Source organism: Paratractidigestivibacter sp. (assembly GCF_963660155.1).
Classification (GTDB): domain Bacteria; phylum Actinomycetota; class Coriobacteriia; order Coriobacteriales; family Atopobiaceae; genus Paratractidigestivibacter.
The window spans coordinates 1-10590 of sequence record NZ_CAVKWG010000021.1; the positions used below are offsets into that span (position 1 = coordinate 1).

Genomic DNA, 10590 nt, shown 5'->3' on the forward strand with positions numbered 1-10590 from the left:
CCGTCCGAGTAGACGAATTTCGTGCAGTCCATCTACCTGCGATTTTGTTGGACGCAACGTGCTGGATACTCGGAGGGTCCGAGAAAAACTGCCGCCATCCCCGGTTTTTTGCAGTCGGCCGCCCCGAGGGCGCCGTTACGCGGGCAGCAACGGCGCCTAAAGGCGGATCCGAAGCTCGACGGGGCAGTGATCGCTGCCGAAGACCTCGTTATGGATGCTCGCGTCGGCCACGCGATCCGCCACGTCGTTGCTCACCAAGAAATAATCGATGCGCCAGCCCGCGTTGTTCTTGCGCGCGTTGAAGCGGTAACTCCACCAGCTATAGGCGCCCTCGAGGTCGGGGTGCTGCGCGCGGAACGTGTCGGTAAAGCCGGCGCCGAGCAGCTCGGTAAAGCTCGCTCGCTCCTCGTCGGAAAACCCGGCGTTTCCGCGGTTGCTCTTGGGGTTCTTCAGGTCGATCTCCTCGTGGGCCACGTTAAAGTCTCCGCAGGTCACAACGGGTTTCTTGGCGGCAAGCCCGCGCAAGAACTCGCGATACGCCGCGTCCCACTCGAGCCGCTCGTCGAGGCGCGCGAGCTCGTTTTTGGCGTTCGGCGTGTAGACGTTCACAAACCAGAAGCGCTCGAACTCGAGCGCGCAGACGCGCCCCTCGTCGTCGGCGCACGGGCAGCCAATCTGCCGCACGATCTGCAGCGGAGCCTCGCGCGAGAAGACCGCCGTGCCCGAATAGCCCTTGCGCTCGGCGTAGCTCCACGTCTGCACGTAGCCGGGCAGGTCAAGCTCGAGCTGCCCCTCCTGGAGCTTGGTCTCCTGCAGCGCGAAGACGTCAGCGTCGAGGGCGCTGAACACGTCGGCAAAGCTCGGGTCTTTCTTTACGACGGCGCGCAGGCCGTTCACGTTCCAAGAAATAAACCGCAGGTCGCGGGTATCGTCGCTCATGGCAATCCTTATCGTCGGGCGGTGTGCGGGGTCGGCGCGGATCGGGGCGCAAACGTCGGGCGCGTCTCGGCGACGCGCCTCGCCGGCCCGCCCCAACAGCTTACCCGATGGTGATGTATCCGTCCCAGCCGTCCGGCCCGTGCGGCCCGCCGTCGGCGTCGCCGAACACGAACTCGCGCAGCCGCGGCAGCTCGCGCACCGCCTGGTCCCAGCCCATCTGGTAAGAAGCGCGCAGCTTGGCGGGGTTGACGGTCGAGCTCTTCACCGGCATGCGGTCGGGATAGATGATGAGGCAGCGGCCCTCGGCGGCCATCGCCTCGACGCGCTCGATCTCGGCGTTGTAGCGCTCCCAGCGGGTGAGCAGCGCTTGGCGCAGGTAGGGATAATCCGCCGCGGCGCGCGCTATGACGGCGCGCTCGGCGGCCGTCGGCTCGCTCTTTCGGTAGCCGCGCTCGCGCGTGGCGAGGAAGACGAACTTCTCGTAGCCCGCAGCCTCCGCGATGCACACGGGGATGCCCGCGCCCTCGCCGAGGCCGCCGTCATAGAGCACGCGCCCATCCACGGGCTTGGGGTGCATGACGCCCGGCAGCGTGGAGCTCGCGCGCACGCGGTCCATCATGGCGTCGATATCGGGCATGTCCTCGCGAGAAAACCGCAGCGTACGGCCTGTGTCGCGGTCGAACGCCTGTATGCCCAGGCCCGCCGGGTTCGCCTGGAACGTCTCCCAGTCGAACGGCAGCCGCCCGTCCTCGACCGCCCCGCCGTAGAGCGCGTCGGCGTCGAAGTAGCCCTTGCCCTGCGCGAGCGAGCGCAGGCCCACGTGCCCCTCGACCCAATCGGTCGACGCGAATGCGGCCTCCACGCGGTATTGGTCTCGGCTCAGGTAATCGACGGTGTTGCTCGACCCGGCGGAGAGGCCGCAGACGTAATCGAAGTAGATGCCGTTTGCCAGCAGCACGTTGGCCATGGCGGCGGTGTAGCCGGCGCGGTACCCGCCGCCCTCGAAGACGAGCGCGCAGCCGAAGACATTGCTGGTCAGTTTTTCCATGGGGATGGGCTCCATCTTTTCGAATCGGGTTCAATAAATATGGTGTACCTCAAATGCGGCGGCCGTGGGGAGGCGCGCGCCCTATACTTCACTCAAACCAAACACAAAGGAGGCCCGCATGGCGCAGGCGATCACGGATCCCATGGAGGCGGCGGCGCAGCTCAAGGCATGCGTCGATGCGGCGGAGCGCGTCGTGTTCTTTGGCGGGGCGGGCGTGTCGACGGCCAGCGGCATTCCCGACTTCCGCAGCGAGAATGGCCTTTATCATCAGAAATTCAAGTATCCGCCCGAGACGATGCTCGGCCATCAGTTCTTTTGCGAGCACACGGCGGAGTTCTACGAGTTCTATCGCGACCGCATGATCGCGCTGGGCGCCAAGCCCAACCGCGCGCACACCAAGCTGGCCGAGCTCGAGGCGGCGGGCAAGCTCACGGCGGTCATCACGCAGAACATCGACGGCCTGCACCAGGCTGCTGGGTCAAAGAACGTCCTTGAGCTGCACGGATCCGTCCATCGCAACATCTGCCAGCGCTGCGGCGCCAGCTATTCGGCCGAGTGGATCGTGGCGCGCGAGCACGAGGACGAGCGCGGCGTGCCCGTGTGCCCTGCGTGCGGCGGGCGCATCAAGCCCGACGTCGTGCTTTACGGCGAGAGCCTTGACGGCGACGTCATCGATGCGTCGGTTGAGGCCATCAAGGGTGCTGACCTGCTCATTATTGGCGGCACGTCGCTTGTGGTGTACCCGGCGGCCGGCCTCGTGCGGTACTTTTGCGGCAACAAGCTCGCCATCGTGAACATGCAGCCGACGCCACAAGACGCCGCCGCCGACCTCGTCTGCGCCTGCGACATCGCAAAAGCCTTCGACTTCTAGCCCTCCGTCCCGTCGCCCCGCTGCCCGCCGCACCCGCCCCGCCCCGTCGCCCCGCTGCCCGCCGCACCCGTCCCGCTGCCCCCTCAAAGTTCGGAAGCCTTCCAAACTATTCCGCCACAGATATTGCGCCTTCAACAACGCATCTACCTACGCATATACATTCTCCAACCATAGTTCGGAAGCCTTCTGAAGTTTGGAAGCCTTCCGAACTATGGGGGAGAGGGTCGGGGCGCAGGCGGGTACAATTGACGGGTGCTAAAAACGAACCACGGGAGAAGGACCGCCATGCTCAACACAAACCACGCCGTCTGGCGCTGCGGAAATCACGAGATCAGCCTCGCGCGCCCGCGCATCATGGGCGCGCTCAACGTGACGCCCGACTCCTTCTCGGACGGCGGCGAGAATCTCGGCTCCGAGGCCGCCGTCGCGCGCGGCCTTGCCATGCTCGACGAGGGTGCCGACATCATCGACGTGGGCGGCGAGTCCACACGTCCCGGCCACCGCCCGGTGAGCCCCGAGGAAGAGATTCGCCGCATTGCCCCCGTGGTCCGCGGCCTCGTTGCCGGCGGCGCTGTCGTTTCCATCGACACCCGCCACGCGGAGGTTGCGCGCATGGGCGCCAGTCTCGGCGCCGCCATCATCAACGATGTCACCGGCTTTACCGATCCCGCCATGGTCAAGGTCGCTGCTGAGACCGACTGCGGTTGCCTCGCTATGCATTGGGACCAGGGCGGGCTGGGCTCGCATCCCGCGCACCCCGGCGCCGGCCGTAAAGAGGTCCAGCTCGACGACTCGCGTCCTGCCCGCCCGGCGCCCGTGGCGCTCGCGGTCCGAGGTGGCGTCTCTCAGCACCGCTTTACCCTGCCCGACCAAGCGCCGATCATGCGACAGATTATGGGCTTTCTTGGCGACCAGGCGCGGGTCCTGCAGCGCGCGGGTGTCTCTCACGACCGCATCTGCCTCGATCCCGGTCCCGGCTTCGACAAGTTCGCCGACGAGGACGTGGTCATCCAGCGCGCCACGCGCTCCATGGTTTCGATGGGCTACCCGCTGTGCACGGCCGTGAGCCGCAAGCGCTTCGTCGGCGCCGTCGCGGGCGTGGACGAGGCCGCCCTTCGCGACGCCGCCACGCAGGGAATGTGCATCGCCGCCGTGGCCAACGGCTCGCGCGTGCTGCGCGTCCACGACGTCGCCGGCTGCGCGCAGGCCGTCAACGCCTACTGGGCCGTCGCCGAGAAGGACGCTCGTCAGGGCTTCGTGAGCTTGGGCTCCAACGTGGGCGAGCGCGTGGCCAACCTGACCCGCGCGGTGCAGCTCATCGACCAGATTCCGCTGACCTGCGTGGCCAACGTGAGCCACGCCTACGAGACCGAGCCGGCCTACGGCATCTCCACGCCGGTGGTCAACTGCGTGGCCGAGATACGCACCGAGCTCCATCCGCTTGTCCTCATGGACCACCTGCTCAAGGTCGAGGACAAGCTCGGCCGCAAGCGCGACCCCAACCGCGACCCCAAGAAGCCTGGCCACACGGCGCGCACCATCGACTGCGACCTTATCTGGGTCGAGGGCGAGACGCACCAGGGCGCCAAGCTTACGCTGCCGCACCCGCGCCTCGGCGAGCGCGACTACGTGATCGTTCCGATGGAGGACCTCATGCACAACCCGGCGCGCTTCCTCGAGCACGGCGGCGTGCGCGTAGCTGAGCGCACGGAGCGCGTGGGCGCCGTGACGGCCGACCTGGGGGAGATTGAATGGGCGTAAGCGCCGCGGTCCTGCGCCCTCGGGTGCCGATGGGGTTCATTGACGGCACGGTGTACGTGGCGGCGCTCGGCGCGGCCGAGTCGCTTGGCGCGCATGTGGCGTGGCCGAACGCGGTTGTTGACGCTGAGGGCGCCGAGCTCGTGCGCGTGACTTGCCGCGCCGGCTACGATGACGAGGGTATCTACGTTACCTGCGAGTTCGATGGCAGCTCGGCGTGCGACGCCGTGGCCGACGCCGCTGCGGCGCGCGTTGACGCGTGGAGCGAAGCGGTAGCTGCCGGCAGCAAGGCCGGCCCCCTCGCCGCCGTGCTCGAGGACTATTTCGATGCGTGCCTGCTCATGGGGCGCGTGGTCAAGGTCGTGCGGCGCGACGGCAGCGTTGCTTGCGAGGGCGCGCTCGCCGGCATGGACATCTGGGGCCGCGTGACCGTTAAGCTCGACGACGGCCGCGAGGTCGAGATCGCGCCAGGCCAGGCCTCCGTGGCCGCCGCGTAGCACATCCCGCGCCTATATTCTGAATTCGCGGAGCCGCGCGCAAGGTTTTGCCGCTCGTGCGACGTAAGGGCGATACCGCTGCAAGGTTTTGCCGCTCGTGCGACGTAATTTCGGGTCCGAGCGATGCCCGAGCCGACAAAAGCCCAGTTGAGAATTGCCCGCTGCGTCGTTTGGCCTCGTTTTGCAAGAAAAATACGTCGCACGAGCGGCAAAACCTTGCACGAAGGTGCCGGAAACGTCGCACGAGCGGCCAAACCTTGCAGGCCGGCCGCCGCAGGAGCCCGAGTAGCGCGCATACAGGTAGTTCGAATGGGGCGCGCCCGGCCTGGGGGCGCGTGGTTCCGCGCGCGGCGTGCATCCAACTTTACTCCGTGCGACGTAAATTTGGCCCTGCAGGCGACTCAAACTGACAAAAGCCCAGTTGAGGTTTTTCAAGAACCGTGATTTCAGCCCGTTTGAACCGAAATCACGTCGCACGGAGGGCAGTTCGATGCACGCGCATCGCTCCGAGGAACCCCCGCAGCGCGTTAGCGCTGCCGCAACCAGATCTGGCGGATGCCGCGCAGCGTGAGGTCGGGGTCCACGGCGTCGAAAAGGTCGGTCGCCTGGCTTACGGTGCGCGCGAGGCCGCCCGTGCCCACGACGGCCGCGTCGGGGGCGCCGAGCTCGGCCTTCATGCGCGCGACGAGGCCCTCGGCCTGCGCCGCGGCGCCGATGACGAGGCCCGATTGCATGGCCGTCTCGGTCGAGTTGCCCAGCGCGTGCTCGGGCGCCACGACCGGGATGCTCGCGAGCTTGGCCGCCTTGCTGAACAGCGCGTTCGCGCTCAGCATGAGCCCCGGGCTGATGGCGCCGCCGCGGTACGCCCCGCGCTGGTCGACCACGTCGATGTTCGTCGCCGTGCCGAAGTCGACCACGATGACGGGCGCGCCGTACGTCTCGACGGCGGCGATAGCGTTGGCGATGCGGTCGGCGCCCACGGTCGAGGGGTCGGGCATGTCGATGGGCATGCCGTAGTCGGTCGACGCGTCGATGCGCAGCGGCTCGTGGCCAAGAAGCTCGCGCAGGCAGACCCACCAAGCCCGCTGCAGGGGAGGCACGACGCTGGCCACGCCCGCATCCGTCACCTCGGCAAGCTCAACCCCGTCCTTGGCAAAGTACGTCCACAGGCGCGCGTGCAGCATGTCGGAGGTCTGTGCGGCGTCGCTCACCATGCGCCAGCCGCGGACCAGCCCGCCCTCGTCGTCAAAAAGTCCCAGCGTAGTTTGGGTGTTTCCCACATCGATAGCCAAGAACATGGGCAGCCTTTCGCTCGCGGCGTCGTAGCCTCGCGGGCCCGCGCCCGCGTTTCTTGCCACTGTAGCGCAAATCTCCACATAACGTTCGAACCGCGCGCGCCGGCATCTGATACACTCGAAAAGCTTGACTGTCCTGGTCGGAACCAGGACAAAACCCCTGCCCTGGTCGGAACCAGGGCCGACGAACAGGAGTCCTGCTATGAAGCAAGGTATTCACCCGAACTACGTGGAGTGCACCGTTCGCTGCACCTGCGGCAACACTTGGACGACTCGTGCGACCAAGTCCGAGATGACCATCGATCTGTGCGACAAGTGCCACCCGTTCTACACCGGCCAGCAGAAGCTCGTCGACACCGGCGGCCGCGTCCAGCGCTTCGCCGATAAGTTCGGTGGCGCCGCCGCTGCTCAGCTCAAGAAGGCCGAGGAGGCCAAGGCCGCCAAGGCCGCCAAGGCTGCTGAGGCCGAGGCCGCTCGCAAGGCCGCCGCTGAGGCTAAGGCTGCCGCCAAGGCCGCCAAGGCTGCCGAGTACGCCAAGAAGGCCGCTGCTGAGGCCGAGAAGGCCGCTGCCGAGGCTCCCGCCGAGGCCGAGACCGAGGCTGCTGCCGAGTAGCGCATCGCTTCATCGCGCATTGAAGGGCCCCGAACCGCGCAGGTTCGGGGCCCTTTTTTGTGTCGCGATAAGACAAAGGGACAGTCCCTTCGGCTTATTGCTTGCGCAGCAGGTAGGTGTCGGTGTAGGTCACGGTTTCGGAGTAGGGGATGAAGAGGAACGACGACTCCTTCTGGAAGGTCGTCGTTACCTTGGCCGTGGCGGCGCCCGCGTCGTCGGCGCTGCCGAGGTCGAGCTCGACCGTCACTTTGCCGCCGGTCTGGTCGGGCGGCGTGCCGGTAAAGACGGTCGTCTCGCCGCTTTTGCCGGTGCAGGTCGCGGCGAGGGCCACGTCGGTCAGCGCCTCGTCGCCCGTGGTGGACTGCGCGTCGCGCGACGGCTGCGCGTGGAAGTGCGAAAGGCACGAGATCTTGCCCGTGAGCTGGGCGCACTTGCCGTCCACGTTGCCCGCCTCCTGCGCCGAGACGCTGATCGCGAGCGGCGACTCGGTGGCCGCGAGGCACCTGCCGCCGTCCGCGTCCTGCGTCTGGAACGCGCCCGCTCACGTGGCCAGAAGCGGCGAGAACCCGCGCGCCTTGGCGTCCGCGGACGCGTTCAGGTCCGTGATCTCCCACAGCCCGCTTACCGAGCGGAACGAGAACGCGGGCGCGATCCGGCCCGCGCAGGAGTCGAAGGCGCCGGTCTTTGCGCAGGTCAGGGTAACGGCGTCGGTCTTGGCCTCGGCATCGTAGCTGGAGGCGACGTCCACCTGGCCGTCGGCGTAGATGCCCGCGAGGCTGAGCTCGCCCGTCTTGGAGCCGAGCTTCTGTTCCGCGCGGTCGAGCAGGTCGGCCACGTTCTGGCGGAGCTTGTCCTCGCTCACGCCGTCGGTCGGCTCGCAAAAAACGCTCGCGTCCGTCTCGGCGCCGATGGCCAGAGGTTTGTGGGCGACGATAAACTCGCGTGCGCCGGCGGCAGGTGAGGGCTTGGCTGCGGGTGCGGCGGCGGGCTCGGCGGCGTCCGCGGCGGGCGCTGCAGCGGCGTCCGCGTCGTCGGCGTCGACTGCCGGCTGCTCGGCCGTGGGCTCCAGCGGCTCGGGGCGGCTCAGCTCGGTCGTCGGCGCGGCGGGCTCGGTTTCGGCTGCCACGGCCTTAGGCTCGGCTGCCACGGCCCCGGTTTCGGCGGCGCCGGTCGTTGAAGCCCCGCGACGCCGCGCGCCCGCATCGCTGCCAACTCATCAACGTATTACAAAACTCCGCGAATCAGTCGGATTTAAGGATGTTTTCTCGCCGCTTGACCTGCGCAAACGCGGAGGTTCAGTCGAAAATTTCGCATCTTTGCTGCGTTGTGGTGCGTTAGTGGTGCGCTCGCCCCCGTAAGCTGTCCTCACTCCAAGCGAGGAGCACGAAAACCCACAAGGCGCCAGTCGCTAAGGAAGGCACATCATGAAGAATCAGAAGACCAACAAGTACGCCCGTCCGGTCAGCCAGCGCGCCATCGCCGCCGTTCTATCGGGTCTCATGCTCATGAGCGCCGTGCCCGCTCAGGCCATCGCCGAGGAAATCCAAGATGCCCGGGCGCTCGCCGTGGCCCAAACGGCCACCGACGGCTCCGAGGAGGTTGGCCAGCCGGCCACCACGACCGATACCGATCAGGCGACTACGGACGACGCGGCCGGGGCGACCTCCGACCTGGTCGCCGTTGCCGCAGAGGCCGTGCCGGAACTTGCTTCCATCGGTACCGTTGACTCCGTGGCCAAGCTCGAGGCGGCCGCGGATGCGATCAGGTCCGCGACCCCCGAGGAGATGAAGCTGGACAACGCCGAGGCCTCTTCTAACGAGGCGTCGGGGTCCGCGACCAAACGACCGTGGAGCGATTACAACGGCCCCACTTCTACCGACGACACTATTGCCGCCATCAAGCAGCTGTTCGCGTTTGCCGGAGCGATTGGGACGGGCAATTACGGAAATGCCATCACCGCGGTTCTTGGATTTAGCACCAAGCCTGTTGAGTATTCGAACAACCAGCTCATGCACCAGCTGTTTGACATGGAGAACCAGATCTCCTCGCTGTCGAATCAGGTATACGAGTTCCAGACAAGCTTCAATACCGCGATGGCTCAGCTAAACCTGGATTCGGCGCTCAGCAAAATCGACGGATTCAAAGAGTTCCTTTGCAACGATGACGAGGGATTCAAAAACGCGCTGACGTTCCTCGACCAGGAGCTGCCGAAGTACTGCGAGCTGGACGAGAACGGCGGCTCGACCACCACGCCGTGCTCGCTGTCGACGCCCGCTCAAAGGATGCCCGAGCAAGCCCAGCTGCTGCTTAGCAAGGCCATCGAATATATGGATAACTCGGCGCGTGAAATTTGCGGCAATGATTCCAACACGGTCAATATCGAGCGGGTGCTCTATCGCCGAATTTGCGACGGCGACAACAATGTCGTAAAGGCGCAATTTGACGCTCTCGACAATAGCTACAACTGGGATCAGGAGACCTTTGCCACCAAGAAGGAGTTCCTCGCCTTGATGGGGCAGATGTACATGAACGCCTATGTGGCCGAGAACATCGTGCTGAACTATAGACTTGCTACGTGCGACCCGTCTGACAAGGGCAACGTGTACGAAGCTCTTAATAAGCTTGGCGAGCGCGCGACCGCTGTTTCTGAGGCGCTCTACGGTGAGAACGGCTTTGTCAAGCGCGCTGAGCCGCAAGGCGAGAACAAGGTGCTTTGCTACATCAACGGCCAAACGTACGATAAGGGCACCTACGCAAAGGTCTCTGCCTACAAGCAGGCGTGCTTCGAGCAGGCGTATGCGGACGGTAAGCCCGACGACGCCGATAAGGTCGCTACGAGCTGGAGCGTTGACAGCACGTTCAGCAGCAGCCAGCTTCGCGAGATGATCAAGCGGTTCAACGCCATGAAGGCCGCGGGGCTGGCCCCGACGTTGGAGGGCACCGATCGGAAGGCTGACGACGTCGTCGAGGAAATGGAGGCCGTGGGCTTCAAGAACGTGAAGACGACCGGTGATGAGGAGGGCACGACCTGGGCCGCGCGGCTCGCTAAGCACGAGGGCTGGGTGGATCGCCTCCCATCGTGGACTACAACCAGCGACGAAGGGGGCTCGCCGTACGCATCTCTTACGAACAAGTCCATTGAGCTCGGCGATCCTAGCCAGAACAACGAGATCGAGGAAGAGTCGGAGTTCCGCGTCGGCGCCCGGATTACGGACTCCGAGAATTGGGTCGTCACCAACGTCAAGAGGCCTCGCGTCGACGGCGGGTCCGGATGGTGGGGTTCGCACTACAAGACGTACGCCTGCTATGGAGAGGTCGTTAACGTGAAGACCGGCGAGAAGATTGACGATCAGCTCCTTTATGTGCTGCGCAACTACAACAGCGAGTCGGCGTTCGGCTGGTGCAACTGGCACTACACTTCCACCCTCGAGTACTACGCCTTCGGCGCCCTGCGCCTCGGTACTGAGGACGCAACTATCCAGTAAGGCCAACATATGGGTTTGATCCTTACGGGTCCGTCGCAGCGGCGGCGGGCCCGCTTTGTGCGTGGGGGCTTCTCGCTCCGCGCT

Annotated in this window: 10 protein-coding genes; 5 read left to right on the forward strand and 5 right to left on the reverse strand. The window is 65.7% G+C overall.

Annotated elements, in window-relative coordinates:
• Nucleotides 1-156: 156 nt before the first annotated feature.
• Together U5709_RS03950 and U5709_RS03955 are read right to left on the reverse strand one after the other, a co-directional pair.
• Complete coding sequence (locus tag U5709_RS03950; RefSeq protein ID WP_321970692.1) at nt 157-939, reverse strand: exodeoxyribonuclease III; 783 nt, start codon at nt 937-939, stop codon at nt 157-159.
• A gap of 100 nt (nt 940-1039) precedes the next feature.
• Nucleotides 1040-1987 (reverse strand): patatin family protein, encoded by a 948-nt coding sequence (locus U5709_RS03955; protein ID WP_321972843.1) that lies wholly within the window; start codon nt 1985-1987, stop codon nt 1040-1042.
• Nucleotides 1988-2105: 118 nt separating this feature from the next.
• On the opposite strand from U5709_RS03955, the gene U5709_RS03960 reads away from it, so the two are divergent.
• The 3 genes from U5709_RS03960 to U5709_RS03970 all read left to right on the forward strand — a co-directional run bounded on the left by U5709_RS03960 (nt 2106) and on the right by U5709_RS03970 (nt 5113).
• On the forward strand, nt 2106-2858 hold the full coding sequence (locus tag U5709_RS03960) for an NAD-dependent protein deacylase (protein ID WP_321972844.1): 753 nt from the start codon (nt 2106-2108) through the stop codon (nt 2856-2858).
• Between the two features lie 285 nt (nt 2859-3143).
• Entirely contained in the window at nt 3144-4619 is a 1476-nt protein-coding gene (gene folK, locus U5709_RS03965; RefSeq protein ID WP_321970695.1) for a 2-amino-4-hydroxy-6-hydroxymethyldihydropteridine diphosphokinase, read from the forward strand.
• Nucleotides 4610-5113, forward strand: coding sequence for a hypothetical protein (locus tag U5709_RS03970; protein ID WP_321970696.1), 504 nt, complete (start codon nt 4610-4612; stop codon nt 5111-5113). The genes folK and U5709_RS03970 overlap by 10 nt, the downstream gene beginning before the upstream one ends.
• Nucleotides 5114-5640: 527 nt before the next feature.
• Here U5709_RS03970 and U5709_RS03975 read toward each other — a convergent pair.
• The gene (locus tag U5709_RS03975; RefSeq protein WP_321972852.1) at nt 5641-6411 is read right to left on the reverse strand and encodes a type III pantothenate kinase; all 771 of its coding nucleotides are present in this window, start codon (nt 6409-6411) and stop codon (nt 5641-5643) included.
• A gap of 199 nt (nt 6412-6610) precedes the next feature.
• Between U5709_RS03975 and rpmE the strand changes: the two genes are divergently transcribed.
• Nucleotides 6611-7021 carry a 50S ribosomal protein L31 gene (rpmE, locus tag U5709_RS03980; RefSeq protein WP_321970697.1) on the forward strand — a complete coding sequence of 137 codons (411 nt, stop codon included), beginning with the start codon at nt 6611-6613 and terminating at the stop codon, nt 7019-7021.
• A gap of 94 nt (nt 7022-7115) precedes the next feature.
• Here the strand turns inward: rpmE and U5709_RS03985 are convergent, their stop codons facing one another.
• Together U5709_RS03985 and U5709_RS03990 are read right to left on the reverse strand one after the other, a co-directional pair.
• On the reverse strand, nt 7116-7463 hold the full coding sequence (locus U5709_RS03985; RefSeq protein ID WP_321970698.1) for a hypothetical protein: 348 nt from the start codon (nt 7461-7463) through the stop codon (nt 7116-7118).
• Nucleotides 7464-7562: 99 nt separating this feature from the next.
• Nucleotides 7563-8168: a hypothetical protein gene (locus U5709_RS03990; protein WP_321972845.1), complete on the reverse strand. Its 606-nt coding sequence runs from the start codon at nt 8166-8168 to the stop codon at nt 7563-7565.
• A 277-nt stretch (nt 8169-8445) separates the two neighbouring features.
• Here U5709_RS03990 and U5709_RS03995 point away from each other — a divergent pair, with 277 nt between their 5' ends.
• Nucleotides 8446-10506 (forward strand): hypothetical protein, encoded by a 2061-nt coding sequence (locus tag U5709_RS03995; RefSeq protein ID WP_321972846.1) that lies wholly within the window; start codon nt 8446-8448, stop codon nt 10504-10506.
• Nucleotides 10507-10590 lie beyond the last annotated feature (84 nt).

Bases quoted from the DNA above. Each gene is read 5' to 3' on its own strand.
- folK (WP_321970695.1), top strand. From the start codon at position 3,144: ATGCTCAACACAAACCACGCCGTCTGGCGCTGCGGAAATCACGAGATC.
- U5709_RS03950 (WP_321970692.1), bottom strand. From the start codon at position 939: ATGAGCGACGATACCCGCGACCTGCGGTTTATTTCTTGGAACGTGAAC.
- U5709_RS03960 (WP_321972844.1), top strand. From the start codon at position 2,106: ATGGCGCAGGCGATCACGGATCCCATGGAGGCGGCGGCGCAGCTCAAG.
- U5709_RS03995 (WP_321972846.1), top strand. From the start codon at position 8,446: ATGAAGAATCAGAAGACCAACAAGTACGCCCGTCCGGTCAGCCAGCGC.
- U5709_RS03975 (WP_321972852.1), bottom strand. From the start codon at position 6,411: ATGTTCTTGGCTATCGATGTGGGAAACACCCAAACTACGCTGGGACTT.
- rpmE (WP_321970697.1), top strand. From the start codon at position 6,611: ATGAAGCAAGGTATTCACCCGAACTACGTGGAGTGCACCGTTCGCTGC.
- U5709_RS03970 (WP_321970696.1), top strand. From the start codon at position 4,610: ATGGGCGTAAGCGCCGCGGTCCTGCGCCCTCGGGTGCCGATGGGGTTC.
- U5709_RS03955 (WP_321972843.1), bottom strand. From the start codon at position 1,987: ATGGAAAAACTGACCAGCAATGTCTTCGGCTGCGCGCTCGTCTTCGAG.